Genomic DNA, 26,226 nt, shown 5'->3' with positions numbered 1-26,226 from the left:
CGGGGCCGGCTCCCGAAGGAACCGGCCCCGCCTCTCGTCGTAGATCAGACCAGCGAACGCAGCACGTACTGCAGGATGCCGCCGTTGCGGTAGTAGTCGGCCTCACCCGGGGTGTCGATGCGGACGACCGCGTCGAACTCGATCGTCTGCTTGCCCTCGGCCGAGAACTCGCTCGGCGCCGCGGTCACGCGGACCGTCTTCGGCGTGGTGCCCTCGTTGAGCTCCTCGAGGCCCGCGATCGAGACGATCTCGGTGCCGTCGAGCCCCAGCGACTCCCAGGACTCGCCCGCAGGGAACTGCAGCGGTACGACGCCCATGCCGATGAGGTTCGAGCGGTGGATGCGCTCGAAGCTCTCGGTGATGACAGCCTTCACGCCGAGGAGGTTGGTGCCCTTCGCCGCCCAGTCACGGGAGGATCCGGATCCGTACTCCTTGCCGCCGAAGATCACCAGCGGGGTGCCCTGGGCCTGGTAGTTCGTCGAGGCGTCGAAGATGTACGCCTGCGGGCCACCGGCCTGGGTGAAGTCGCGGGTGTAACCGCCCTCGATCTGCTGTCCGTCGTTGACCGCCTTGACCAGCGCGTTCTTCAGACGGATGTTGGCGAACGTGCCGCGGATCATGACCTCGTGGTTGCCGCGGCGAGAGCCGTAGGAGTTGAAGTCCTTCTGCGCGACGCCGTGCTCGGTGAGGTACTGCGCGGCGGGCGTGCCCGCCTTGATGTTGCCGGCCGGCGAGATGTGGTCGGTGGTGACCGAGTCGCCGAGGGTGGCCAGCACGCGGGCGCCGCTGATGTCGGACACGGGTGCCGGGGTCGCCTCCATGCCGTCGAAGTACGGCGCCTTGCGCACGTAGGTCGAGTCGGCGTCCCACTCGAAGACCGGACCGGTCGGCGTGGGCAGGCTCGTCCAGCGCTCGTCGCCGTCGAACACCGTGGCGTACTGCTTGATGAACTGGTCGCGCGAGATCGACGAATCGATGATCTGCTGCACCTCGGCGGGGTCGGGCCAGACGTCCTTGAGGAACACGTCGTTGCCCTCGCCGTCGGTGCCCAGCGCCTGGGTGTCGAAGTCGAAGTTCATCGACCCGGCAAGGGCGTAGGCGACGACCAGCGGCGGGCTGGCGAGGTAGTTCATCTTCACGTCGGGGCTGATCCGGCCCTCGAAGTTGCGGTTGCCGGAGAGCACCGCGGTGACGGCGAGGTCGTGCTCGTTGATCGCGGCCGAGACCTCGTCGATCAGCGGGCCCGAGTTTCCGATGCAGATCGTGCAGCCGTAGCCGACCGTGTAGAAGCCGAGGCCCTCGAGGTCCTTGTCGAGACCCGACTTCTCGTAGTAGTCGGTGACGACCTTCGAGCCCGGGCCGAGCGTGGTCTTGACCCACGGCTTCTGCTTCAGGCCCTTGGCGAGGGCGTTGCGGGCGAGAAGGCCGGCGGCGATCATGACGGACGGGTTCGAGGTGTTGGTGCACGAGGTGATCGCGGCCAGCGTCACGGCGCCGTTGTCGAGGATGTACTTCTGCCCGTCCGGCGTCTTGACCTTGACCGGCTTGGACGCGGCCTTCGGGGACCCCGAGGACAGCGTGGGGATCTCGTTGGTCTCGACCTCTTCACCCGGGACGGATCCCGGGTCCGACGCCGGGAAGGATCCGGAGTCGTTGATGTCGATCGGACCCGTGACGTAGTTCAGGATGTCCTTCTCGAACTGTGCCTTCGACTCGGACAGGAGGATGCGGTCCTGCGGGCGCTTCGGTCCGGCGATCGAGGGCACGACCGTGGAGAGGTCGAGCTCGAGGTACTCGCTGAAGCTGGGCTCGTTCGCGGCGTCGTGCCAGAGCGACTGCTGCTTGGCGTAGGCCTCGACGAGGGCCACGGCCTGCTCGTCGCGACCGGTCAGACGCAGGTAGTCGAGGGTGACGTCGTCGATCGGGAAGATCGCAGCGGTGGAGCCGAACTCCGGCGACATGTTGCCGATCGTCGCGCGGTTCGCGAGGGGCACCGAGGCGACGCCGGCGCCGTAGAACTCGACGAACTTGCCGACCACGCCGTGCTTGCGGAGCATGTCGGTGATCGTCAGCACGACATCGGTCGCGGTCACGCCGGCGGGGATCTCGCCCGTCAGCTTGAAGCCGACGACGCGCGGGATCAGCATCGACACGGGCTGGCCGAGCATGGCCGCCTCGGCCTCGATGCCGCCGACGCCCCAGCCCAGCACACCGAGGCCGTTGACCATGGTGGTGTGCGAGTCGGTGCCGACGCAGGTGTCGGGGTAGGCGCGGAGCACGCCGTTCACGGAGCGGTCGTAGATGACCTTGGCGAGGTGCTCGATGTTCACCTGGTGCACGATTCCGGTGCCCGGGGGGACGACCTTGAAGTCGTCGAAGGCGGTCTGGCCCCAGCGCAGGAACTGGTAACGCTCGCCGTTGCGCTCGTACTCGATCTCGACGTTGCGCTCGATGGCGTCGGGGCGGCCGAACAGGTCGGCGATGACGGAGTGGTCGATGACCATCTCGGCCGGCGAGAGCGGGTTGATCTTGTTCGGGTCGCCGCCAAGAGCCGTGACCGCCTCGCGCATGGTGGCGAGGTCGACGATGCAGGGCACGCCGGTGAAGTCCTGCATCACCACGCGCGCCGGTGTGAACTGGATCTCGGTGTCGGGCTGAGCCGCCGGATCCCAGGAACCGAGTGCCTCGATCTGCGCCTTCGTGACGTTCGCGCCGTCTTCGGTGCGAAGCAGGTTCTCCAGGAGGACCTTGAGGCTGAACGGGAGCTTCTCGTATCCGGGGACCGTGTCGATCCGGAAGATCTCGTAGTCGGTGCTGCCGACCGTCAGGGTGCTCTTGGCACCGAAGCTGTTCACCGTGGACACGGATCCGTCTCCTTCTGTTCGGATGGAAGCGACAGTCGACACCATCTTGCTCGCCCGCTCCCCCGCGCGGCTAGCAAGGCGGGCCTTACCAGTCTGCTCTCGCGGACAGGTGAGCGAAAGGTGCTGATTTATCTTGACGTCAAGATAAATCTAGCACGGCGAGCGTGGCGCCGAGTCACTCCTGAGGCGTGTCGTCCTCGTGCTTCGGCGGGTACAGCGCACGTACCAGCAACCACGTCACCGCGACCATCGGAGCGAACAGCGGGAGCCCCATGATCAGCTTGAGCGTGCCGAGCGCCTGCACGTTGCCGGAGAAGTACAGCGGCAGCTGCACGCCCAGGCGGGCGAAGAACAGCGCGGCCCAGGCGATCGTGATCCAGAAGAACGCCCGGCGCTTGCGCTTGTCGGCTCTCCAGCCGCGCACGTCGCCCATGAGGAATCCCGCAGCGAGCCCGATGAGCGCCCATCCGACGAGGGCCGAGACGAGCAGCACAACGCCGTACGCGGCGTTCGTGAAAAAGCCGGGGACGAAGTTGTCCTGGCCGCGGCCTGTCCACAGGGCGAGTCCCGCGGCGACGGCGACGGCGACGAGGCCGCCGAGGGCCGAGGCGGCGGGCGAGCGCTGCAGCAGGCGGATCACCGAGAAGACTGCGGCGAGACCGACCGACACGACCAGCGACAGCCAGAGCGGATCCGGCCTCAGGGTGTAGATGACGAGGAACGCCGCGCTGGGCAGGACGGACTCGAACACCCCGCGCCACCCGCCCATCGCGCTCCACACGACGTGCCCGGTGCTGGCACCGGAGTTCGGGTCGATGCCCAGACGCTGCGCCGCTCCGCCGAGGGCAGCCCCGAGGCTCTGCGCGGCGTCGGGCGCCGGGGGCGGTGCGTACCGCTCCCCCGGAGCGCCCTCGGAGGCGCGCTCCGGCTCCTCCGGCCGCGACGTGGTCACGCCGTGCCGGGGGCCGCGGGCATGCGCAGCGGGATGAGGTCGCGCGGGGGCATCGGCGCTCCACCGCGCACCACCACGATCGAACGGAACAGGTCCTCGACGGCGGCCGCTGCGGACTCGTCGGATGCCGCGGCTCCGCCGATCACGCCGCGCAGGAACCAGCGCGGGCCGTCGACGCCCACGAACCGGGCGAGCCGCGTGACGGCGGTGTCGCCGGCGACCGCGGGGATCTCTGCCAGCAGCTCGGAGCCCAGGGCGCCCTCGCGCTCGGTGACGGTGCCGCCCTGCTGGGAGATCTGCTCCTGGATCTGCGCGCGCGTCTCGTCCCAGAGGCCGCTCGAGCGGGGCGCGGCGAACGGCTGCACCTGCAGGGTCGAATCGGCGTAGTCGAGCCCCACGGCCACGATGCGCTGGGTCTGCTCCTCCACCTCGAGGCGGAGGTTCAGCCCCTCACGCGGAAGGATCTTGATGGCGCCGAGGTCGATGTAGGGACGGACCGGGTTGGCCTCGCTCTCGTCGAACGGGCCGTCGACCGCGCGATCGCGGACGGGAGCCTGCGAGGCGTCCTCCACGGGCTCGATCCCGGACGTGCTGTCGTCGCTCATGCGTTCTCCTGGCTCTGGGTCTGATAGCCGGTGGATCCGAATCCGCCTGCTCCGCGCACCGAATCGTCCAGCGCGTCGACCGGGATGAACCGGGCTCGGGTGACGGGCATGACGATCAGCTGAGCGATCCGATCACCGACCGCGACATCGTACGCCGCATTGCTGTCGGTGTTCAGCAGGCTCACCTTGATCTCGCCGCGATAGCCGGCGTCCACCGTGCCCGGGGCGTTGACGACGGTGATGCCGTGCTTGGCCGCGAGACCGCTGCGGGGCACGACGAACGCGGCGAAGCCCTCGGGCAGCGCGATCCGCACGCCGGTGCCGACCAGCGCGCGCTGACCGGGCTCGAGTCGTAGCGCCTCGGTCGAGACGAGGTCCGCTCCGGCGTCGCCGGGGTGGGCGTAGACAGGGAGCTGGGGCGCGATAATGGGAACGTCCACGGATTCGGTCACGGAAAGAGGCTAATGCAGAACGCAGCACGCGATGCCGGGCCCTCCTCGAGGGCCATCCGCTACCGCGAACGTCTCGCACCGAGTCTGTGGCTGTTCCTCGCCGCGGCCCTCGGCGGCCCGATGCTGGCACTCGTCTTCGTCCCCGCCGGATCGGGTATCGCGCTCGTCATCGGAGCCATCGCGACACTCGCGATCATCGCCCTGATGATCGCAGGATCGCCGAGCGTCGCCGTGGAGCGGAACGTCCTGCGCGCGGGTCGCGCGTGGATCGACGCCTCCTGGCTGGGCGAGCCCGAGGTCCGCACCGGTGAGGACGCACGTCAGGCGCGCGGCCCCGGCCTTCCCGCCCGCGGCTGGCATCTGATCCGCGGCGGCATCGACGGCGTGGTGATCGTGCCCAACACCGATCCCGCGGATCCCGCTCCGAGCTGGACGATCTCGTCCCGGACGCCGGACCGCCTGGCCGCCGCGATCGACGCGGCTCGCGCATCCGCGAACCCGCAGGCCTGATCCCAGAACGCAGAACGCGCCCGGAACCGAGAGGGTCCGGGCGCGAGCAGCGAAGAGGAATCAGGCCGCGCATTCCTTGCAGATCGGGCCTGCCTTGTCCTCGTGGTCGAGCTGCGAACGGTGCTTCACGAGGAAGCAGCTGACACAGGTGAACTCGTCCTCCTGCGGGGGCAGCACCACGACGTCGAGCTCGACGTCGGAGAGGTCGGCTCCCGGAAGGTCGAATCCGCCCGGGTTGTCCGAATCCTCGACGTCGATCGACCCCGACAGCTTGTCGGGGACGCGCTCCTTGAGAGCCTCGATCGACTCGCTCTCGTCTTCGCTCTTGCGCGGGGCGTCGTAATCGGTTGCCATGGGGTGGATCTCCACTTTCATCCTGCGAGTGGCGGGCGCCGGGGGTGTTCGGCGGCCCATAGTTTGCATGACGCGCGTCCAAATCGCAAATGCCACTCTCTCAGGGCATCAGAACTGGCGGCGCGCCCGCGATATTCCCGGCGGCGCGCACACCGCATGACACCATGAACCGACACTCATTCTGAGGGGCTGAAGCCATGGAACACGTCACGATCGTCGGCGCGGAAGACGACGTCCTCGTCCTCGCCACCGAGTCGGGAGAGCGATTCGCCCTCCCGATCGACGAGGTGCTGCGCGCCGAACTGCGCCGGGCCAAGGCGGGCCGCGAGGAGAAAGCGCCGCCGCTGGCGGCGAGTCCCCGCGAGATCCAGTCGCACATCCGCGCCGGCATGTCGGCCACGGAGGTCGCCGAACTCCTGGGAGTCGACCTCGAGGTCGTGCAGCGCTTCGAGAGCCCCGTGCTCGCCGAACGCGAGCACGTCGTCGGCCAGGCTCTCGCGGTACCCGTGCTGATCGGCAGCGAGGTCGAGCCCGATGCGCAGCCCACCTTCGGCGTCGCGATCCGCGCCAAGCTCGCGGAACTGGCTGCCGGTGACGAGCGCTGGGCGAGCTGGAAGGACGACACGGGCTGGGTGATCAAGCTCGAGTTCACCGCCAACGACGTCGAGCACGATGCGCGATGGAGCTTCGATCCGCGCCGCAGCGCGCTGGCCCCGTTGAATGCCGACGCCACGCAGCTGTCCCGGCAGGGCGCCCTGCCGGAGGGCCTGATCCCCCGCCTGCGCGCCTTGGACAAGGAGCGCCCGTCGCCGTACAAGGACGAGACCCGATTCGATTCGGGCGCGTTCGGTCCCCGCCTCGTGCCGGCGCCCGTCGAGTCCACCGTGACGGAGGAGGACGGCGCGGCCGACGCTCCGGAGCCGCGGTCGGCGCGCCACCCGCAGACCTCGTCCAACGCGCAGGAGGCGGCGACGCGCAGCGCTTCGTTCGCCCCCGCGACGCCGTCCGACACGGCCGACCTGCTGGAGGCCCTGCGTCGCCGGCGCGGTCAGCGCGAGGCCCGGCCGACGGTCGAGGAGGAGCCGGAGGAGTCGCGGCCGCTGGCTCTTTTCGAAGCGCTCGAGCCGGGATACGAGCCGGAATCCGAGCCCGAGCAGTCGACCGCCCCTGTCTCGATCGACGGCGATTCCGCGCCGCGCCGGCGCCGCCGCGAGATGCCGTCGTGGGACGAGATCGTGTTCGGGGCCCGCAGCGAGGACTGATCACCGACCCGATCCACGGATCGGACTCGAGTCGGTCAGCGTGCGAACGCGCCGAACCGGAGCAGCGGCACGCGCAGCTCCTCCGGGCTGAGCGAGCCGTGCTGGCCGATCATGCCCTGCGAACGCTGGTCCTCGGCGGTGCCGTCGTAGAGCGCCCAGAGGCCCCGCGCGGGCACCACGAGATCGCCGATCCGCGCCTGCGCGTCAGCGGTCGGAGCGGATCCGAACAGGCCGCTGTCGATCGCCTGCGCGCGCGTGAGCACATCTGCGGCGCCTTCGACCCCCGCCGCCCATTCCGTCGCGATCGCCTCGAGTCGCGCCGGATCCTCGACGTAGACATGCAGCATGCGCGGCTCCCCCGCGATCGCCGCCACCCCGTCGTGCAGACGACTGCGCTCGTCGAGGACGAGGTGCCTGGTCCGGGGCACGTCGACCATGCCGTGGTCGGCGGTGACGAGCACGCCCACGCCGTCGGGCACCGCGGCCGGGATCGCCGCGTCCAGCTCCTCGAGCGCGCGGACCCACTCCGCCGATGCCACGCCGTGCTTGTGCCCGGCCTTGTCCACCTCCGGGAGGTAGCAGTACACGAGTGCCCCCTCGTGATCCTCGGCGAGGCTCAACGCCAGTGCGACGCGCTCGGCCGCGGTGCGCGCGGAGCGGAACTCGGCGCCGCGCAGAGTCGCGGCGGAGAAGCCGCTGCCCGCATACTCGGCCAGGCCCACGGCGAACGCCGGACGACCGGATCCGGTCGCGGTCTCGAAGACGGTGGGCGCGCTCTGCCATTCGGTCGGATCCACGCGCGCCTTCTCCCAGCCTGCGAGCTGGTTCACGAGCACGCCCGTGCGCGGATCCCTGACCTCGTACCCGACGAGACCGTGCCGGCCGGGATCCACCCCGGTGAGCAGACTGGTGAGGGCCGCCGCTGTCGTGGACGGGAAGACGCTGGAGAGCACGTCCTTCTTCGTCATCGCTCCCGACAGGCGTCGGGCGTGGCCGGCGTGCCCTCGCAGCGGGATCGCGCCCAGCCCGTCCATGACGACGAGCACCACCGACCGTGCCGCCGGCAGGGCGCCGTCACGGCCGTCGAGAGCGCCGAACAGGTCGTGCGCCACCCCGGTGATGCTCCGGGTGGAGGGCGGGATCGCCGGTAGCATGAGGGTCATCCGTGTCAGTCTCGCACAGAGCCCGGCACGGCCCCGGCGTCGAGAACCGCTCCGCCGCCGCCCGACACCCGCAGGAAGCCCATGCCCCGCACGACCACGCCGCCCGAGCCGATCGAAGAGCGCATCCAGGACATCGATCTCTCGAGCGAGATGCAGGGATCCTTCCTGGAGTACGCCTATTCGGTCATCTACTCCCGCGCCCTGCCGGACGCCCGCGACGGGCTGAAGCCGGTGCAGCGCCGGATCCTGTTCCAGATGGCCGAGATGGGTCTGCGGCCCGAGCGCGGACACGTCAAGAGCGCCCGCGTCGTCGGCGACGTCATGGGCAAGCTGCACCCGCACGGCGACTCGGCGATCTACGACGCGCTGGTCCGTCTCGCCCAGCCCTTCGCGCTGCGCCTGCCTCTCGTGGACGGTCACGGCAACTTCGGCTCCCTGGACGACGGCCCCGCCGCCTCCCGTTACACCGAGGCTCGCCTCGCGCCTTCCTCCCTCGCCCTCACCGAGAGCCTGGACGAGGACGTCGTCGACTTCGTCCCGAACTACGACGGCCAGTTCCAGCAGCCCTCCGTGCTGCCTGCCGCGTTCCCGAACCTGCTCGTCAACGGTGCGAGCGGCATCGCGGTCGGCATGGCCACCAACATGGCGCCGCACAACCTCATCGAGGTCGTGGCTGCGGCCATCCATCTGCTCGAGCACCCGGACGCCACGACCGAGGAGCTCATGGAGTTCGTCCCGGGGCCCGATTTCCCCTCGGGTGGCATCGTGATGGGCCTCGACGGCGTCCGCGACGCCTATGCGAACGGCCGCGGTGCGTTCAAGGTCCGAGGCAAGGTCTCCATCGAACCTCTCGGGCCGCGCCGCACCGGCATCGTCGTCACGGAGCTGCCCTACATGGTCGGCCCCGAACGCGTGATCGAGAAGATCCGCGACGCGGTGCAGGCGAAGAAGCTCCAGGGCATCAGCGACGTCAACGATCTGACGGACCGCAATCACGGCATGCGGATCCAGATCGGCATCAAGACGGGATTCGACCCGAACGCCGTGCTCGAGCAGCTGTACCGCCTGACGCCGATCGAGGATTCGTTCAGCATCAACAACGTCGCCCTCGTCGACGGGCAGCCGCGCACACTCGGGCTCAAGGAGCTCCTCAGCGTCTACGTGCGGCACCGCCTCGAGGTCGTCACGCGACGCAGCCGGTACCGTCTGGCCCGCCGGGAAGAGCGCCTGCACCTGGTCGAGGGTCTCCTCATCGCGATCCTCGACATCGACGAGGTCATCCAGGTCATCCGCTCCTCCGACGACTCGGAGCAGGCTCGCACCCGCCTTCAGAGCGTGTTCGACCTCAGCGAGCGACAGGCCGAGTACATCCTCGAACTGCGGCTGCGGCGCCTCACCAAGTTCTCCCGCCTGGAGCTGGAGACCGAGCGCGACGCCCTCCTCGCCGAGATCGCGGCGCTGCAGGAACTGCTCGGCAGCGAGGCTCTGCTGCGCGCCCAGGTCTCGACCGAGCTCGATGCGGCGGCCGAGGCGTACGGCACCCCGCGGCGCACCATGCTGCTGAACGCCGCACCGCCCAAAGCCCGTGCGGCCAAGGGTCCGGTGGACACGCAGATCGCCGATGCGCCGACCATGGTGGTGCTGTCGACCACCGGCCGAGCCGTGCGGGTGGATCTCGAGCCCGGTCAGGAGCTCTCCCCCGCCTCCCGCCGCAGCAAGCACGACGCGATCCTCGCGACGCTGAGCACGACGACCCGCACCGAGATCGGCGCGGTCACCACGGCGGGACGCGTGCTGCGCTTCACCGCGATGGATCTGCCCTCCATGCCGTCCGCCTCGGTGCATCTGGCAGCGGGCGTGCCGCTGCGCGACTACATCGGGCTGCTCGACAAGAGCGAGCGGATCCTCTCGCTCGTGCGCTTCGACGACGACACACCGATCGCGCTCGGTACGCGCACGGGAGTCGTGAAGCGAGTCGTGCCGTCGTCGCTCGCGGTGAAACCCGAACTGGAGATCATCGGTTTGAAGCCCGGCGACGCGGTCGTGGGTGCGGGCCCGGCCCCCGACGACGCCGAGCTCGTGTTCGTCACCAGCGATGCCCAGCTGCTGCACTTCGCCGCGGCGGGCGTGCGCCCCCAGGGCGCACCCGCAGGCGGCATGGCCGGGATCAAGCTCGGCGCCAAGGCCGAGGTGATCGCCTTCTCCGTGCTGGCCTCCGAAGCGGAGGCCATCGTCGTGACCGTGTCCGGCGCGACCGGCATGATCGCGGGCACCGATGCGGGCCGCGCGAAGTCGTCCCGGTTCGCCGAGTTCCCTGGCAAGGGACGCGCCACCGGCGGCGTGCGCGCGCACGCGTTCCTGAAGGGCGAGGACCGACTGACCCTCGCCTGGGTGGGCGCCGAGCCCGCGCTCGCGGTCGGACCGGACGGATCGGCGCGTGCTCTGCCCGAGGCCGGTGCCAAGCGCGACGGTTCGGGACAGAGCATCGATGGCGTGATCGGGTCGATCGGCGGCATGCTCGGCGCATGAGCGCCGGGCCCAGCGTCGTCTAGAGCCGCAGCGCGAGCGCGTTGGCCGTGAGGCCGGCGGCCGTGCCGCACAGCACGACGGTGTCACCGGCACCCACGCGACCGGATTCCAGCGCCCGGGTCAGCATGAACGGCACCGACGCGGAGACCATGTTGCCGAACGCCTCGACCTCGTCGACGCGACGGTCCTCGGGTACGCCGATCCGGTCGAGCATCGGACCGAGCGCCGCCGAGGCCTGATGCGGGATCCACAGGGCGATGTCGCCGTGGTCGAGACCCGCCCTGCGCAGGAACCGCTCGAAGAAGTCGGGCAGAACGCGCATCATGCCGAGCAGCGCCCGCCGGCCGTCCATGTCGAACAGGTAGTCGGCCGGATCCGCCCCCGCGTACTGCTGTGCAGGAGAATGCGACAGCCCGCCGCGCAGCTCGGTGTCGTGTGCGTGCGCGGGCCAGGTCTGCTGCTGGCTGGCGACCACGCCTCGGTCCGGCACGGTGGCGCGACGCAGCACGACGGCCACCGCGGCATCGCTGAACAGCTCGAAGCTCTCCTGCTGGCGCGGGTTGAGGAACCGCGAGGCGACGTCGCCTGCTACGACGAGCACGGTCTGGTGGTCGCCGCCCTCCAGATAGCGGGACGCGATGTCCAGGGCGGTGACGAAACTCGTGCACGTCGAGTTCACGTCGAAGGCGGCCGCATGACCAGCCGAGGTGAGGCGCTCCCACACGAGCGCCGCCGTGCACGGGATCGGCTGCACACCGGCGGCCGACGCTCCGAGCACGAGGTCGATGTCATCGGTCGTCAGACCGGCGTGGTCGACGGCGCGCAACGCCGCGCTCGCGAGCATGTCGAGGTGCGACACGTCGTCTTCGATCCGGTAGCGCACGCTCTCGCCGAACCGCACCGTCCGGCTCGGCAGCACGCTGCCCCACCCCGCGATCTCACAGCTCCGCATCGTTCAGATCCCCCCTCCAGCGCCGCTCGACGCGGCGCAGCTTCCGTCCCGGCTCCGGCGCGTACGACACGAAACGCAGTTCGGCGCGCTCCGCACCGAGACGGTCCGCCAATGATCCCAGCTCAGCCGCGACGTTCGCCCGCACGAGCGCGAGCGGTGTGTCCGCCGCAACCTCGATGCCGACCTCGAGCACTCGACGGCCGGTCTGCACGATGCGGTACTCCGCCACGCCGTCCGCGTACACCAGGGCACGCGACACCAGATCGGCGAACACCTCGACGACGCCCCCGTCCCGACCTGGCAGCCGCAGGGTGTCGCCCTCGCGGCCCTCGATCCGGGCCAGCGCAGTCAGGGCGCTCCCGCACGGGCAGGGCGCGTCGCGCTCCCGGAGCACGTCGCCGAGGCGGTAGCGCACGATGGGCTGCGCCCGGCGGCGCAGGTCCGTCACGATGGGCGCGAACCGGCCGTCGCCCAGCTGTTCCCGCTCGATGAGCACGCCGTCCTCGTTGAGATGCAGCACGCCTTCTTCGCAGGTGTGTGCGAGGAAGCCCTCCGTGCACTGGTAGAGCTGGTGGATCCGCTTCTGTCCGAGACCGACCGCGATCCTGCGCTCATCGGCGATCTCGAGCACCTCGGCGACCGCGTAGACCTTCTCCGGGCGCACGGCGATCGCGCCGCTCTCGGCCGCCCGGGCGATCGCCAGCAGCACCGACGGAGGCGCGACCAGGATCGTGGGCGCGTAACGGCCGAGACGCTCGAGGTTCTCCCCCATCTCTGCGAACACGTCGAAGTAGGAGAACGAGACGGCACGGGATCCGACCGCCTCGTACAGCGTGTTGTCGGCCCGCAGGAACAGTGCGATGCGATGTCCGAGGATGCGCCCGCGCGGCAGCGTGCGCGCGAGCATCGTCCCCGCCCAGGCCTCCCGCTCCGCGCGGCTCACGAGGAATAGCCCGCGGTGTCCACTCGTTCCGCTGGACAGCCCGACCGAGCAGCCCTGGACATCAGCGGCGAAGTCGCGGGAGCGCTCGCTCGCCAGGGCGATCCGCATCGCCTCCTCACGATGGACGCCGACCGTGTTCAGCTCGTCGAAGCGATCCATCATGATGCTCTTGTCCATCAGCGGCAGCTCCGGAAAACCAGCGGAGCCACCCGCGAGGAGTGGACCGAAGTATGCGGAGCGGCGGCGGAGGAACCGCAGATGACGCCGCAGCAGGCGACGCTGCCGGCGCTCGACCGAGGCGCGCGTGCGCAGCGGTCGCAACCAGCGCGTGGCGGCGAACTCGGCGAGGATCCGCAACCGGCTCATCGCGGGAGCAGCTCTCGGTCGCCGACCGGATCGTGGCTGCAGACCACCCTGATGCCGGCGCGAGAGAGCGCGACCAGCCGGCGTGCCGTGTCCCGATAGGCGTCGCCGTCGTGCTGCAGCGCACGCGGCACCGCGCGCATGCGCGGCTCCTCTGCGAGCAGATCCGAACCCCACGCGGCGTCTCCGGCGAGCAGCACCCGATCGTCGACCAGCACGCCGAGATGCCCCTGCGCATGCCCGGGCAGGTCCACGAGCCTCAGCCCCGCACCGGGGAACGGATCCGCGACGTCCAATGGCACGCCCGCTACCTCCGTCGAAACGAAGTCGCTCCGGTCGAGGACGAGCGGATCCGGACCGGGGAACCAGGCCGGCAGCAGGCCGGGAAGGATCGCGTCCCGCAGCCGCGCCCGCCGCAGCGTCTCGAGCTGTCCGGCGGTGGTCACGATGCGCGCCGAGGGGAACCGCACGACCCCGCCGATGTGGTCCGGGTGGAGGTGGGTGAGCACGACGTGTGTGACGCTCTCCGGAGCGACGCCGTCATCCGCGAGCTGTTGCGCGATGTCATCCTGGGCAGTCATCGTCGGGGGCAGGACGCGGCGGTACACGGCGCCGCGCCAGCCCGTGTGCCACGGCTGCGGGGCGTAGCCCGTGTCGACGAGTATCCGACGCCCGTCCCCGGGCTCGTACAGGAACGCGCCGGACGGGAAGCTTCGCACGTCGCGTCCGGCGTCGCGGAACAGGATGCCGATGTCGTGCACGGTACTCCCGCAGACGTAGTGTCGCAGTCGGTGCGTCATGCGACCGTGTCCGTCCGCGCGAGCAGGTCGGCCACGGCGCGGTCGAGCGCATCGTCGAGCGACACCTCCGGCGCATAGCCGAGCTCCGCGCGAGCCCGGGAGATATCGAGGGTCTGCGCGTACGCGATGGTCGACAGCGTGTAGCGGGTCAGTGGAGGCTCGGGGCGGGCGGGCAGCACACGACAGATCCCCTCGAGAGCTGCCGCGAGCGTCCAGGCGCCGCGGCGGGAGAGCCGACGGAACCGGGCGGTCTCACCGAGCCGGTACAGCAGCCCCTCCAGCAGCTCACGGAACGGCCGCGGCTCGCCGTTGCTGATGTTGTAGACGCCTCCGGCCGGATCGCCTTCGCTCAGCGCGAGCCGGAGCGCGCTCGCCACGTTCTCCACGGCCGTCACATCGACGAGGTTGCGCCCGTCGTCGAAGAGCGGCACACCGATGCGACGGTGCACGGCGAGCAGCCGCGGCACGAGACTCGGATCCCCGGCGCCGATCAACCCGCGCGGACGCAGGATCACGAGTTCCCGGATCCGGCCCGTCCGCTGGGCCTCGCGCAGCAGCGCCTCAGCGGCGAGCTTCGAGCGGATGTAGTCGTTCAGGCGGTTGCCGGGGTCGACCTCCTCCTCGCGGATGCCGATCCGGTCGCGCGCGGCGGCGTAGACGCTCGGCGACGACACGAAGACGAACCGGCGTGCCCCGCTTTTCTCGGCGAACCTCAGGGCCGCCGCCGTCCCCTCGACGTTGGCGGTGATGAAGTCTCGCGGGCGCCCCCAGGGTGACGACAGCGCGGCGCAGTGCACGACCGCGTCGACCTCGCTCGCCGCATCCGGGAGCTCTGCCAGGGACGAGACCAGGGTCTCCTCCGGCGCCGCCACCCGAGCGAGCGCATCCGCATTGCGCCCCGAGGCCAGGACCGGGATGTGGTGCGCCCTGAGCTCGCGCACGACGTATCCGCCGAGGAACCCGCCGGCGCCGGTGACGAGGACGGGTCGGGCGGACGCTGACATGCCCCGATGCTATGGCACGACGGCGGCGCCGACGGGGAGGTCCGCGCATGCGATGCGGCTCCGGGTCCGCCCTAGAGTGAGACGGTGCGCATCGCGATGGTCACGGACTATTACCTGCCGACGCTCGGCGGCGTGCAGACCGCGATCAAGGCCCATCGCGAGGAGCTCCTGGGCGCGGGACACGATGTCGTCGTGTTCGCCCCGCTCGCGGAGCCCTCCCCCGGCCCAGGCGTCGTGCGGCTGCCGACGGCGCGCGGCTTCGCCCCCGATGGCTACCCGTTCACCTGGCCCCTGCGCGATGCGACCGCCCAGCTCGAACACGACCTCTCCGGCTTCGACGTCGTGCACGTGCACACCGAGATGTTCGCCGCTCTCGCCGCGTACCGCGCCGCTGGGTCGCTTCGCATCCCGCTCGTCCAGACCATGCACGGGCGCATCGACGTGTACACGCGATCGGTGCTCCCGCTGCCGGGGATCACGACAGCGCTGCTCGCCGGTCTGCATCGCCGCGGCCTCGGCCCGGCGCCCGGGACGCGACCGCTCGACCTCGACGCGAGCGCTCCCTACGCCCGCACCCGCACGGCTCGGCGCATGTGGCGGCTCATGGTGAGCCAGGCTCAGCGCGCCGATCGTGTGATCGTTCCCTCCGCGCACTTCGCCGCCAAGCTCGTGAGGCAGGGCGTGCAGACGCCGCTGGACGTGCTCTCGAACGGGCTCGAGGCGACCGTGCTCGACACGATCGGGACGCCCGCCGAACGGCGGCCGGAACCGGGCGAGGACCTGCGGGTGCTGTGGTGCGGACGGCTGTCACCGGAGAAGCGTCCCCAGGTGTTCCTCGACGCCGTGTCCCGCACGCCGGGGATCGAGGCCGTGATGCTGGGTGACGGCATCTCACGCCGGGCGGTCGCGCGCGCCGCGTCCCGGATCGGATCCGGGCGGGTGGACGTGCGCGGATCCGTGCCGCAGACCGAGGTGCTCGCCGCGATGCGCACGGCGCATGTGCTCGTGTCCAGCTCCTTCGACTTCGACAACCAGCCGATGGTGCTGCTCGAGGCCGTGGCCGCCGGTCTGCCGGTGATCGTGGCGGATCCGGATCTGTCCGAGGCCCTGCCGCGAGACGGTCATCTCGTCGCGCCCCGGCCCGATGCCGCGGGGCTCGCCGAGGCGCTCGCCGCGTTGCGGGACGACCCCGCCCAGGTCGCGGACATGAGCGCGGCCGCGATCGCCCACCGCCCGCGCGTGGCCCAGAGCGCCCACCGCGAGGGACTGCTCCGCGCCTATCGCGCCGCGGTGACCGCCCGGGCTTCGCGCTGACCGTCACTCCTCGCCGGGCGCCGTCCCGAGTTCGGCGAAGCCCTCGGCGATCACGTCCGCGAGCGTCGCCGCGTGGACGCCGTCCGGGTCCAGATCCGGATCGAACACCGTCACGGAAGCGCCCCAGGCGTGCGGCGCGAGGGCACGCAGCAGGCCGATCAGCTCATCCGGGGCGAGGCCGCCGGGGTCGGGGCTGTCCACGGCGGGCATGTGCACGGGGTCCAGCACGTCGACGTCGACCTGGATCCAGTACCGGCGCTCGAGCCCCTCGACCGCCCGCACGCGGGACGCCGCCCGCGCCGCACCGTGCAGGATCACCTCATCGGCGGGGATGACGAGGGCGATCGCCTCGCGCACCTCCTCGACGAACGCGTCCTCATAGCGGTGCCCGATGTGCGCGACGCGATCGGCGTCGTAGTACGGTCCGAGTCCGTCGATCTCGGCGAGCTCCGGCGAATGACGGCCGATCGCGATCGCCAGGTCCTCCCCCGCGACGCTGCCCACGCCCGTGCTGTTGCCCGGATGCCGGAAGTCGGTGTGGCCGTCGATGTGGACCAGGCCCCCGCCGCCGGTCACCCGCGACGCCAGACCGGCGGCGATCGCGAGGCTGCAGTCGCCGCCGAGCACGAGTGGTGTCTGGCCCGCTTCCCGGATCTCGAACAGCCGATGGGCGAGCCTCCGGGCGTGATCGATGATCGCCGCCTGGTTGCGCACCGTGCCCGCCGGGCGCCGTCCGTCATCGTCCACATAGCGTCCGGGCAGCACGACACCGGCATCGACCGCTCCGGCGGCGTGCAGCCGCCGGTGCAGACCGGCCTCTCGCAGGGCGTCCGGGGCCTTCGCGGTGCCGGGCACGCCGCCGCGTACGGGCGGACGCAGTCCGAGGTTCGTGGGGGCGGAGACGACGGCGACCATCGTCTCAGTCTGTCAAGGAGCCGCCGCGGTCTCGGCAGCCGCGCGCGGATCGCGGCGCATCCAGATGTCGATGCCGTCGTTCTGCTCGACGACGAAGCCGTGCCGCTCGTACAGACGCAGCGCGGCGGATCCGACCAGCACCTGAAGCCGCAGCGGCCGGTCGGCGGGGGCGTCCGTCAGCACGGAGCGGAGGACCGAGGATCCGATGCCGCGACCCTGGTGCCGCGCGTCGAGATAGAACATCTCCAGCCACAGCGCCTCCTGATCGGGGCGCAGTGTGATCGTGCCCGCGTCCTCGCCGTCGACGGCGATCGTCCAGGTGTGCGCCGGAGAGAAGTGCTCTACGACGCGGTCGCGGGAGCGTTCCGGGTCCCAGCCGACCAGCGGTTCGAGATCCTGACGCAGCACCCGCTCCTTGAGCGCCGCGATCGCGTCGATGTCGCCGGGATTCGCGGGGCGCAGCGACACGCCCGGTGCGAGCGCGGACATCAGGCGTCGATGGCCTCGCGGGCGAGGCGATCGGAGGAGTCGATGATGAACTCGCGTCGCGGAGCCACCTCGTTTCCCATCAGCAGTTCGAACACGCGACCCGCCGCCTCCGCATCCTCCATGCGCACACGTCGCAGCAGACGCCCGGAGCGATCCATCGTGGTGGAGGCGAGCTGCTCGGCATCCATCTCGCCGAGCCCCTTGTACCGCTGGATCGGCTCATGCCAGCGCTTGTTCTGCTTGCGCAGCTTCGCGAGCAGGGAATGCAGCTCGCCCTCGCTGTAGGTGTAGATCGTCTCGTTCGGCTTGGATCCGGGGTTCATCACGATGACGCGGTGCAGCGGCGGCACGGCCGCGAAGACCCGCCCGTCCTCGATCAGTGGTCGCATGTAGCGGTAGAAGAGCGTGAGCAGCAGCGTCCGGATGTGCGCGCCGTCGACGTCGGCGTCGCTCATCAGGATGACCTTGCCGTAGCGCGCGGTCGAGAGGTCGAAGGAGCGGCCGGATCCGGCGCCGATCACCTGGATGATCGAGGCGCACTCCAGGTTCGACAGCATGTCGCTGACCGACGCCTTCTGCACGTTCAGGATCTTGCCGCGGATCGGCAGGAGCGCCTGGTACTCGCTCGTGCGGGCGTGCTTGGCCGTGCCGAGCGCGGAGTCGCCCTCCACGATGAACAGCTCGGTCTGTGCGACGTCGGTGGATCGGCAGTCCACGAGCTTGGCCGGCAGCGAGGAGGACTCCAGTGCGTTCTTGCGGCGCTGGGTCTCCTTGTGCGCCCGAGCCGAGACGCGCGCCTTCATCTCGGCCACGATCTTGTCCAGCAGCATCGAGGCCTGGTTCTTGTCGTCGCGCTTGGTCGATGCGAAGCGCTCGCCGAGCGCCTTGCGGACCACCTGGGCGACGATCGTGCGCACGGCGGGCGTGCCCAGCACTTCCTTCGTCTGGCCTTCGAACTGCGGCTCGGGTACGTTCACGGTCAGCACGGCGGTGAGGCCCGCGAGCACGTCGTCCTTCTCGATCTTGTCGCTGCCGGCCTTCAGGCGGCGGGCGTTCTGCTCGACCTGCGCACGCAGGACCTTGAGCAGCTCCTGTTCGAAGCCCTGCTGGTGCGTTCCGCCCTTGGGCGTCGCGATGATGTTCACGAACGAGCGGGTGCTGGTTTCGTAGCCCGTTCCCCAGCGCAGCGCGATGTCGACCGCGCAGACGCGTTCCACCTCGGTCGCGATCATGTGGCCGTCCGCCTGCAGCACCGGCACGGTCTCCTTGAACGTGCCCTCGCCCTGCACGCGCCAGGTGTCCGTCACCGGCGCGTCGGTGGCGAGGTACTCGACGAACTCGGCGATGCCCCCCTCGTAGTGGTACGAGGTCTCGTTCACCGCCGCTGCCGAGCCGGGTCCGGATTCGGCCTCCGTACCGTCCGTGGCGACGGCGCCGGTCACCGCGCGCTCGTCCCGGACCACGAGCTCGAGACCCGGCACGAGGAAGGCGGTCTGCCGCGCGCGGGTCTCCAGCTCGGCGAGCTGGAACGCGGCGTCCTTGGTGAAGATCTGCCGGTCCGCCCAGTAGCGGATGCGGGTGCCGGTCACGCCCCTCGGCGCCTTGCCGATCACGCGCAGCTCGCTGTTGTCCTGGAACGGCGTGAACGGGGCGTCCGGCCGCTTCTCGCCCGAATCCTTGAAGATGCCCGGCTCGCCGCGCCGGAACGACATCGCGTAGACCTTCCCGCCGCGGTCGACCTCGACGTCGAGTCGCTCGGACAGGGCGTTCACGACCGAGGCGCCGACGCCGTGCAGACCGCCCGAGGCGGCGTACGAGCCGCCGCCGAACTTGCCGCCCGCGTGAAGCTTCGTGAAGACGACCTCGACGCCCGTGAGACCTGTGCGCGGCTCGACGTCGACCGGGATGCCTCGCCCGCGGTCGTGCACCTCGACGCTGCCGTCGGGGTGCAGGAGGATGTCGATCTTCGTGCCGTTGCCCGCGACAGCCTCGTCCACCGAGTTGTCGATGATCTCCCAGAGGCAGTGCATGAGCCCCGGGGAGCCGTTCGAGCCGATGTACATTCCAGGCCGCTTGCGGACGGCCTCGAGACCCTCGAGGACCTGGAGATGATGGGCGGAATACTCGGCTGTCACAATCCCCCATCGTATCGAGGAGAGCGGACGTCGCCCCGACGACACTCCTCACCGTCACCCGCTCGTCATCGAGCGCGTACGCGGTGAGCGAAACACGCCGTCTCGCGGGCATGACTCCCAGCTCTGCGTGGTTGTATTGAGCACACTCCAACAGCGGACCCGAACAACGAGGAGGCATCGAGATGAACGCGACGACCGAACGGGATAGCACCGTCATCCCCCGCCTCACGGCGATGGACCGATGCGACTCCTGCGGAGCCCAGGCATACATCGCCGCCGAGGTCAACGGCAGCGAGCTGCTGTTCTGCGCTCACCACGGGCGCAAATACGAGGAAAAGCTCCGCGCGGTGGCGACGAGCTGGCACGACGAGACGTCGCGTCTGCTCGACAGCTGACCCGCTCACAGACAGAAGCGCCCGGTGTCCTCGGACATCGGGCGTTTTCATGTCGGTGGACGCGCCGATCCGAGACGGAAGGCTCAGTGCTCTTCGCGCCGCACGTGAGCGGTGAGCCGGCACAGGATCTCCTCGCCCACGGTGCCGATCGCCTCGGCGAGGGTGGTCGGGGTCGCTTCGCCGTGCGCACCCCGGCCGAACAGGACCACCTCGTCGCCGACCGCGGCGGCATCCCAGCCCGCGACGCGCACCGTGTCAGGGCCGACAGCCAGGAGCGTCCGGGCGCCGGCCGGTGTGCCCACCTGCACGCGTCCGGCGAGGATGCTCGGCAGCCCGTCGAAGGATCCGACACCCACGACGACCTCATCCCCGTCGATGCGCAGCACCGGCGCGACGAGCTCGGCCGCGGGCGCGATCCCCGGCAGGTCCGGCCCGTCGGCGGAGCGCACGCCGAAGCAGAAGGCGCCCACGCGGACCAGCGTGCCGCGCAGCTCCGGGCGGGCCCAGGTGGCGGCCGAGGCCGTGAGGTGCCGGTGGGGCAGGTCCGCACCGAGTTCGCCGGCGCGGCGCACAGCCGCGAGGAATCGTGCCTGCGCAGCGTCGTCCTCGTCGTCGCTCGCCTCCGCGAGGTGGCTCCACGCGCCCACCAGCAGCAGTCGCCCGTCGTTCTGCGCCCGCAGCGCCGACCCGACTCCCTCGTCCCACTCCTCGGCCGAAAGCCCGTTGCGGTGCAGTCCCGTGTCGACCTTGAGATGGATGCGCGCGACGGCGCCGAGCTCCGCCGCCCGCGCGATCACTCGGCGCAGATAGTCGAGCGTCCCCACGCCGAGGTCCACGTCGGCCCGCAGCGCCGCGTCGATCTCCGCATCGACCGAGGTGGCCCAGGCGAACAGCCGTGGCACCGGACCGACCTCGTCGCGCAGCCGGAGCGCGGTGGGGATGTCGTAGGTGCCGAACCACCCGACCCCCGCGTTCGCCGCGACACGCGCCGCCCAGGCGGCGCCGAGGCCGTAGCCGTCGTCCTTGAGCACCATCATCAGCGTGGACGGCGCGACCCGCGCGGTCACGGCCGCGATGTTCGCCTGCAGCACGGCCTGGTCCACCCGCAGCACGGGACCGGTCATGCCTCCCATGCCCGCTCCGTCCTCTGCCCGGCCACGGCCACCAGCTCGTCGATGCGCATCCCGGTGATCCGAGCCCAGTCGGCGACCCCCGCCGACAAGGGGCCTTCTCCGCCGAAGTACGTCGCCTCGGCCCCCACGGCGACGTCCGTCCCTCCGATGTCCGCCACGCAGACGTCCATGGCGATCCGGCCGACGATCGGGTGCACCACACCGTCGATCTCGATCGACGCGCGGCTGCCGAGGGCACGAACAACGCCCTGTGCATAGCCGCCGGTGACGAGCGCGAGGCGCGAATCCTCGGAGGCGCGATGGATGTAGCCGTAGGACACACCGCCGCCCGCCGCGATGTCCTTGGTCGAGAGCACGCGCCCTGCCACGCGCATCACCGGTCGGCCCGGCAGCGCTCCGCTCGCATCCGGCAGACCGTACAGCACACGCGGATCCAGCTCCGGCGTCTCGGTGCAGGTCGCCTCGATGCCTTCCGCTCGCAGCAGCGCGACGTCGTGCGGCCCGTCCACGCGCACGCCGCGCGCGCCTGCCGCCGTCACAACCCGAGCGACGTCGAGGAGGCCGTGCCCCCACGCATCGTGGCGAAGATCCGCGATGCCCGCTCCCCCGGCGGCGACCGCGGCGGCGGCCCCGTCCTCGAGCGCCGACCGCGAGATCAGCGAACGCAGCATCGCACTCTGCGGAAGAGTGTCGGGGAGCGGCTCGTTCACCCTCCCAGCCTACCCGGGCGGATCCTGCCGGCCCCGTCCAGCGCCCTCGCCCCGGGGTTCTCGGAGGCGGGCCGCCTAGACTGGACCGGTTCCCCGTCCGATCTCCCCGGAGTACGCATGCCCTCGAACGGCCTCGGCCTCAAGTCCCGTCTCGGCTATCTCGCCGAGCGCGCCCGTCGCATCAACGTCGGCTCGGTGATCGAGCGCGCCAAGGAGGCGTCCGCGCAGCACGGCAAGGCCGTCCCCGCCGTGGTGGTGGACATGCTGTGGTCGGCCGGCCGCCACAACGTGGGCTTCCAGGACTACATCGACTACGACTTCGCGATCCTGAACCGCGCAGAGCGCGCGACCTACATGACGCACCCCGTGTCGAACCAGATCTCGGAGCGCTACGCGCACCCCGATTACCGGCACCTCTTCCACGACAAGATCGAGTTCGACGAGAAGTTCTCGGACTTCCTCCGTCGCGAGTGGATGGTCGTGAAGCCCGGCAACGCCGACGAGCTGCGCGACTTCGTGCAGCGTCTGGGCACCGTCATCGTGAAGACGCCGATGGGACAGGCCGGTTCCGGCGTGTTCCGCTACCACGCCGCCGACGTCTCCGACTGGGATGCCTTCCACGCCGACCTGCTGGGCCAGGGCCGTCTGCTCGTCGAGGAGGTCATCCGGCAGCACCCCGACCTCGCCGCGGTCTGCCCCGGCACGGTCAACACGACCCGCGTCACCGCCTTCTTCGACGGCGAGAAGACGCACATCCTCGCGATGGCGCAGAAGTTCGGGCGCGGCGAGGTCAGCGACCAGATGTCGTTCGGCGGCTTCTACACGATGCTGGACGACGACGGCCACGCGGTGAGCGCCGGCTACGACTCCCACGGGCACGTGCACGAGCTGCATCCCGACTCGGGCTTCCGCATCGCCGACTTCCAGCTGCCGCTGATCGACGAGGTCAAGGCGTTCGTCGACCAGGTCGCGCGCGTCGTGCCCCAGGTGCAGTACGTCGGCTGGGACATCGTCGTCGGCCCGGACGGCCCCGTGCTCGTCGAGGGCAACTGGGGCGCCGGCGTCTACGAGAACAAGCCGAGCGTCTCGGGCATCCGCACCGGGCACAAGCCGCGCTACCAGGCGGCCATCAGGTTCTGAGCGCCTTTCGCACGAAGAAGCCCGCCCTGTCACGACGACGAGGCGGGCTTCTTCGTGGTTCACACGGTCAGGCTGCGCGGATGATGCCCATCGGGGTCGACTCCGTGCCCTGGCCGAGCGGGTTGTCCTTGAGGATCGCGACGAGGCGCTTCTCCGCAGTCTTCTCGAGCGTGGAACCGAGGATGTTGCCGCCGAGGTCGTTGATGTCGACGACGGCCACGTCGCACACCCCGCCGATCAGCCGCTGCATCTCGTGCGCCACCTCGCGGGGGCGCGCCGGCCCCAGCACGACCGAGCGGTCGTAGGGCGGCATCGTGCCCTCGGTCGGCCCGTCGATCGCCCGCGCCTTCTCCCCGGCGATCCGGTAGAAGTCGCCGCGGCGTCCGAACGCCTTGGTGACGGCGGAGACCGCGGCCGCGAACAGGATCCGCGGCGTGCCGCACTCGCGCAGAGCCATCTCCATGGTCTCGGGCATGCCGAGTCCGATGCCGTAGGGCGTGCGCGTCACGTACTTCGACAGGAAGAACGCGAGCTTGCGCGGCTGGATCTCCTCGAGCAGGAACGAGCGCCCCTGGGTGATGCCGACGATCTTCTCTGTGATGAAGAGCAGGTCGCCCTTCTGCACCTCACCCGCGGCGTACTCGGTGACGATGTCGGCGAGCACGTCGCCGGGCATGACCACCTTCGTGCGGATCGGGATACGCAGCCAGCGAGTCCCCTCGACCGAGATGTCGAGGTTCTTACCGTCGTTGGGCTTCGCCGCCGCACTCACTCGAGGTAGTCCCGCAGCGACTGCGAACGGCTCGGGTGACGCAGCTTGGCCATCGTCTTCGACTCGATCTGGCGGATCCGCTCGCGGGTCACGCCGAACGTGTCGCCGATCTGGTCGAGCGTCTTCGGCTGGCCGTCGCCGAGGCCGAAGCGCATGCGGATCACACCCGCCTCGCGCTCGGACAGGGAGTCGAGCAGCTGCTCCAGCTGGCGCTGCAGCATCGTGAAGCCGACCGCGTCCGCGGGGACCACGGCCTCGGTGTCCTCGATGAGGTCGCCGAACTCGCTGTCGCCGTCCTCGCCGAGCGGGGTGTGCAGCGAGATGGGCTCACGGCCGTACTTCTGCACCTCGATGACCTTCTCGGGGGTCATGTCGAGCTCGCGGCTCAGCTCTTCGGGCGTGGGTTCGCGACCGAGGTCCTGCAGCATCTGACGCTGCACGCGGGCGAGCTTGTTGATGACCTCGACCATGTGCACCGGGATGCGGATCGTGCGGGCCTGGTCGGCCATGGCGCGGGTGATGGCCTGACGGATCCACCAGGTCGCGTAGGTCGAGAACTTGAAGCCCTTGGTGTAATCGAACTTCTCGACGGCGCGGATGAGGCCCAGGTTGCCCTCCTGGATGAGATCCAGGAACTGCATGCCGCGGCCCGTGTAGCGCTTGGCGAGCGACACCACGAGGCGCAGGTTAGCGCCGAGCAGGTGGCTCTTGGCGCGCTGACCGTCGCGGGCGACCCACTGCAGGTCGAGTCCGAGCTGACCGGTCTTCTCGGCCGCCGACATCACGGAGAGCTTCTCCTCGGCGAACAGACCCGCCTCGATCCGCATCGCGAGCTCGACCTCTTCGGCCGCGTTCAGCAGCGCGACCTTTCCGATCTGCTTCAGGTAGTCCTTGACCGGGTCGGCGGTGGCGCCGGTGATCTGCGTCGAGTAGACGGGGACGTCGTCCTCATCGGTCGAACTGATCCGGATCGCGCCGGTGGGCAGCGGCTCGCTGAAGGCGGGCTTGGCGCCCTCCTCCTCGTCGCCGTCATCCGCATCCGCGGGGGCCTCCTCGGAGGCGGCCTCGTCGACGGCATCCTTCTTCGCCCTGGCGGGCTTCTTCGCGGCCGGCTTCTTCGCCGCCGCCTTCGTCGGAGCGGCCTGCTCCGCGGCGTCGGCGGCTGCCGCCGCGACCTCCTCGGGCTCAGCGGCCTCGGTCTTCGTGCGGGTGTTCTTCTTCGTGGCAGTCGTCACGTCTCGCCTCTCAACGGAGCGCTGCGCGGGCGCCCTGTGTTCGTTCAGCCTGTCGGCTTGATCGGCCCGTGCCCTTGCGGGCACTAGTAAGACCCTTGTCAAGTCCCCAGACCTTGCGGAGTGGGTATTGACAACGGGTCGTCAGATAAGTATCGCACACTCTGCGGTCGCCGACACCGGATCCCGCATTCCGCGTCGAACCTCTCGGGACACTCCCGGAATCGGCTCAGATCCGGCCGTTCTTGTCCTCGTCCCCGCCGGGCCGCGTGGCCAGGAAGCGCTCCAGTTCTGCAGCGAGCTCATCGGCGCTGGGGAGCGATCCCTCGTCGAAACGGGCGGGCGCCTCGTCCTCCAGCTCGAGACCGGACATGTAGGCGTCGTACCTGTGCTCCAGGGTCTGCACCATCTGGCCGAGCTCTTCGTTGTCGCGCACCTGCTCGTCGACCCGCTCCAGATACTCCGCGCGCTTCTCCCGCAGCGCATCGGTGAGCAGCACCAGCCCCGTCGCCGCCATGACCTTCTCGGCGGCGGTGAGGACCGCATCCGGATACTCGGTGTCGGCGAGATAGTGCGGCACGAGCAGAACGAAGCTCGCGACGCTGCGCTCCGCCTGAACGAAGCGGTACTCCAGCAGATGCCCCGCTGTGCCGGGCACCTGGGTGCGCGGGCGCCACACCGAATGCGCCGCCGTGAGCTCGGCCCTGTTGCCGCTCGCGGTGACCCCGATCGGTCGGGTGTGCGGCACGGGCATCGCGATGGAATGGACCCAGGTGACAGTGGAGACGTCGTACTCGGCGGCGAAGTCGAGGACCACGTCGGCGAACGCGTTCCATGCGAAGTCGGGTTCGTAGCCCGCCAGCAGCAGGAACGGCCGTCCCAGTGCGTCGTGCGCCAGGGACAGCTCGAGGCGGGCGGGCTTCAGCTCCGCGATGTGGTCCTGGTCGAAGGTGAGCACCGGGCGGCGCGCGCGGTAGTCCAGCAGCAGGTCGTTGTCGAAGACCAGCACCGGCTGCGGATCCGTCGTCTCGACGAGGTGGTCGATGAGCCCGGACACCGCGGATCCCGCGTCCGTGAAGCCGGTCAGCAGGATGACGAGCGGCAGGCCGGACGGCACGCCGCCGGGGTAGGCGACGCGTTCGTGGATCTCTCCGGAGATGGGCATGCCTCCATGCTACGAGTCACCCCGCCGCCCGGATCCGCTGAGCGCTGACAGCGAACACGCGGAGGGCGCATCC

The 26,226-nt window shown here is 70.3% G+C and carries 24 protein-coding genes; 6 read left to right on the top strand and 18 right to left on the bottom strand.

All coding sequences use genetic code 11. The features are described from left to right. Positions 1 to 44 precede the first annotated feature (44 nt). The 4 genes from acnA to dut form a co-directional block, all read right to left on the bottom strand. Entirely contained in the window at positions 45 to 2,864 is a 2,820-nt protein-coding gene (acnA, locus tag LXM50_RS04245) for an aconitate hydratase AcnA (protein WP_308192505.1), read from the bottom strand. Between the two features lie 175 nt (positions 2,865 to 3,039). Continuing rightward, positions 3,040 to 3,816: a DUF3159 domain-containing protein gene (locus LXM50_RS04240; protein ID WP_233310019.1), complete on the bottom strand. Its 777-nt coding sequence runs from the start codon at positions 3,814 to 3,816 to the stop codon at positions 3,040 to 3,042. Next, positions 3,813 to 4,421 (bottom strand): DUF3710 domain-containing protein, encoded by a 609-nt coding sequence (locus LXM50_RS04235; RefSeq protein ID WP_233310018.1) that lies wholly within the window; start codon positions 4,419 to 4,421, stop codon positions 3,813 to 3,815. The genes LXM50_RS04240 and LXM50_RS04235 overlap by 4 nt, the downstream gene beginning before the upstream one ends. Then, a complete protein-coding gene (gene dut / locus LXM50_RS04230; protein WP_233310017.1) occupies positions 4,418 to 4,873 on the bottom strand; it encodes a dUTP diphosphatase in 456 nt (151 codons plus the stop codon). Before dut ends, LXM50_RS04235 begins: the two co-directional genes overlap by 4 nt. A 12-nt stretch (positions 4,874 to 4,885) precedes the next feature. Between dut and LXM50_RS04225 the strand changes: the two genes are divergently transcribed. Then, positions 4,886 to 5,383, top strand: a complete 498-nt coding sequence (locus tag LXM50_RS04225; protein WP_233310016.1) for a DUF3093 domain-containing protein — start codon at positions 4,886 to 4,888, stop codon at positions 5,381 to 5,383. 60 nt (positions 5,384 to 5,443) lie between these two features. On the opposite strand, the gene LXM50_RS04220 is transcribed toward LXM50_RS04225, so the two are convergent. After that, the gene (locus tag LXM50_RS04220; RefSeq protein ID WP_233310015.1) at positions 5,444 to 5,737 is read right to left on the bottom strand and encodes a DUF4193 domain-containing protein; all 294 of its coding nucleotides are present in this window, start codon (positions 5,735 to 5,737) and stop codon (positions 5,444 to 5,446) included. Between the two features lie 197 nt (positions 5,738 to 5,934). On the opposite strand from LXM50_RS04220, the gene sepH reads away from it, so the two are divergent. Next, positions 5,935 to 6,999 (top strand): septation protein SepH, encoded by a 1,065-nt coding sequence (sepH, locus tag LXM50_RS04215; protein ID WP_233310014.1) that lies wholly within the window; start codon positions 5,935 to 5,937, stop codon positions 6,997 to 6,999. 35 nt (positions 7,000 to 7,034) lie between these two features. Here sepH and LXM50_RS04210 read toward each other — a convergent pair whose 3' ends face one another. Further along, positions 7,035 to 8,162, bottom strand: a complete 1,128-nt coding sequence (locus tag LXM50_RS04210; protein ID WP_233310013.1) for an alkaline phosphatase family protein — start codon at positions 8,160 to 8,162, stop codon at positions 7,035 to 7,037. An 81-nt stretch (positions 8,163 to 8,243) separates the two neighbouring features. Between LXM50_RS04210 and LXM50_RS04205 the strand changes: the two genes are divergently transcribed. Beyond that, on the top strand, positions 8,244 to 10,691 hold the full coding sequence (locus LXM50_RS04205) for a DNA topoisomerase (ATP-hydrolyzing) subunit A (protein WP_233310012.1): 2,448 nt from the start codon (positions 8,244 to 8,246) through the stop codon (positions 10,689 to 10,691). 19 nt (positions 10,692 to 10,710) lie between these two features. Here LXM50_RS04205 and LXM50_RS04200 read toward each other — a convergent pair whose 3' ends face one another. The 4 genes from LXM50_RS04200 to LXM50_RS04185 are packed head-to-tail and all read right to left on the bottom strand — an operon-like array spanning position 10,711 to position 14,753. After that, the gene (locus LXM50_RS04200; protein WP_233310011.1) at positions 10,711 to 11,643 is read right to left on the bottom strand and encodes a 3-oxoacyl-ACP synthase III family protein; all 933 of its coding nucleotides are present in this window, start codon (positions 11,641 to 11,643) and stop codon (positions 10,711 to 10,713) included. Continuing rightward, positions 11,630 to 12,952 (bottom strand): F390 synthetase-related protein, encoded by a 1,323-nt coding sequence (locus LXM50_RS04195; protein WP_233310010.1) that lies wholly within the window; start codon positions 12,950 to 12,952, stop codon positions 11,630 to 11,632. The genes LXM50_RS04200 and LXM50_RS04195 overlap by 14 nt, the downstream gene beginning before the upstream one ends. Then, on the bottom strand, positions 12,949 to 13,749 hold the full coding sequence (locus tag LXM50_RS04190) for an MBL fold metallo-hydrolase (protein ID WP_233310009.1): 801 nt from the start codon (positions 13,747 to 13,749) through the stop codon (positions 12,949 to 12,951). Before LXM50_RS04190 ends, LXM50_RS04195 begins: the two co-directional genes overlap by 4 nt. Then, a complete protein-coding gene (locus LXM50_RS04185; protein WP_233310008.1) occupies positions 13,746 to 14,753 on the bottom strand; it encodes an NAD(P)-dependent oxidoreductase in 1,008 nt (335 codons plus the stop codon). Before LXM50_RS04185 ends, LXM50_RS04190 begins: the two co-directional genes overlap by 4 nt. Before the next feature lie 84 nt (positions 14,754 to 14,837). On the opposite strand from LXM50_RS04185, the gene LXM50_RS04180 reads away from it, so the two are divergent. Next, entirely contained in the window at positions 14,838 to 16,067 is a 1,230-nt protein-coding gene (locus tag LXM50_RS04180) for a glycosyltransferase (RefSeq protein WP_233310007.1), read from the top strand. A 3-nt stretch (positions 16,068 to 16,070) separates the two neighbouring features. Here LXM50_RS04180 and LXM50_RS04175 read toward each other — a convergent pair whose 3' ends face one another. The 3 genes from LXM50_RS04175 to LXM50_RS04165 are packed head-to-tail and all read right to left on the bottom strand — an operon-like array spanning position 16,071 to position 19,606. Further along, on the bottom strand, positions 16,071 to 16,982 hold the full coding sequence (locus LXM50_RS04175) for an arginase family protein (RefSeq protein ID WP_233310006.1): 912 nt from the start codon (positions 16,980 to 16,982) through the stop codon (positions 16,071 to 16,073). Between the two features lie 12 nt (positions 16,983 to 16,994). After that, a complete protein-coding gene (locus LXM50_RS04170) occupies positions 16,995 to 17,471 on the bottom strand; it encodes a GNAT family N-acetyltransferase (RefSeq protein WP_233310005.1) in 477 nt (158 codons plus the stop codon). Continuing rightward, positions 17,471 to 19,606: a type IIA DNA topoisomerase subunit B gene (locus LXM50_RS04165; protein WP_374107798.1), complete on the bottom strand. Its 2,136-nt coding sequence runs from the start codon at positions 19,604 to 19,606 to the stop codon at positions 17,471 to 17,473. The genes LXM50_RS04170 and LXM50_RS04165 overlap by 1 nt, the downstream gene beginning before the upstream one ends. A gap of 182 nt (positions 19,607 to 19,788) precedes the next feature. Here LXM50_RS04165 and LXM50_RS04160 point away from each other — a divergent pair, with 182 nt between their 5' ends. Then, positions 19,789 to 20,001, top strand: coding sequence for a hypothetical protein (locus LXM50_RS04160; RefSeq protein WP_233310004.1), 213 nt, complete (start codon positions 19,789 to 19,791; stop codon positions 19,999 to 20,001). Between the two features lie 83 nt (positions 20,002 to 20,084). Here LXM50_RS04160 and LXM50_RS04155 read toward each other — a convergent pair whose 3' ends face one another. Then, positions 20,085 to 21,134, bottom strand: coding sequence for an alanine racemase (locus LXM50_RS04155; RefSeq protein WP_233310003.1), 1,050 nt, complete (start codon positions 21,132 to 21,134; stop codon positions 20,085 to 20,087). After that, the gene (locus LXM50_RS04150; RefSeq protein ID WP_233310002.1) at positions 21,122 to 21,844 is read right to left on the bottom strand and encodes an alanine racemase; all 723 of its coding nucleotides are present in this window, start codon (positions 21,842 to 21,844) and stop codon (positions 21,122 to 21,124) included. The genes LXM50_RS04155 and LXM50_RS04150 overlap by 13 nt, the downstream gene beginning before the upstream one ends. A gap of 117 nt (positions 21,845 to 21,961) precedes the next feature. Between LXM50_RS04150 and LXM50_RS04145 the strand changes: the two genes are divergently transcribed. Beyond that, the gene (locus LXM50_RS04145; protein WP_233310001.1) at positions 21,962 to 22,984 is read left to right on the top strand and encodes a sugar-transfer associated ATP-grasp domain-containing protein; all 1,023 of its coding nucleotides are present in this window, start codon (positions 21,962 to 21,964) and stop codon (positions 22,982 to 22,984) included. A gap of 67 nt (positions 22,985 to 23,051) precedes the next feature. Here LXM50_RS04145 and LXM50_RS04140 read toward each other — a convergent pair whose 3' ends face one another. The 3 genes from LXM50_RS04140 to LXM50_RS04130 all read right to left on the bottom strand — a co-directional run bounded on the left by LXM50_RS04140 (position 23,052) and on the right by LXM50_RS04130 (position 26,153). After that, a complete protein-coding gene (locus LXM50_RS04140) occupies positions 23,052 to 23,756 on the bottom strand; it encodes a coenzyme F420-0:L-glutamate ligase (RefSeq protein WP_233310000.1) in 705 nt (234 codons plus the stop codon). Beyond that, a complete protein-coding gene (locus LXM50_RS04135; RefSeq protein ID WP_233309999.1) occupies positions 23,753 to 24,991 on the bottom strand; it encodes an RNA polymerase sigma factor in 1,239 nt (412 codons plus the stop codon). Before LXM50_RS04135 ends, LXM50_RS04140 begins: the two co-directional genes overlap by 4 nt. Positions 24,992 to 25,217: 226 nt before the next feature. Continuing rightward, complete coding sequence (locus tag LXM50_RS04130) at positions 25,218 to 26,153, bottom strand: proteasome assembly chaperone family protein (protein WP_233309998.1); 936 nt, start codon at positions 26,151 to 26,153, stop codon at positions 25,218 to 25,220. Positions 26,154 to 26,226 lie beyond the last annotated feature (73 nt).

This window comes from Microbacterium sp. Au-Mic1 (assembly GCF_021341785.1).
Lineage (GTDB): Bacteria > Actinomycetota > Actinomycetes > Actinomycetales > Microbacteriaceae > Microbacterium.
Note: the sequence above shows the minus strand (reverse complement) of the source record. Positions and strands in the feature narration are given on the sequence as shown.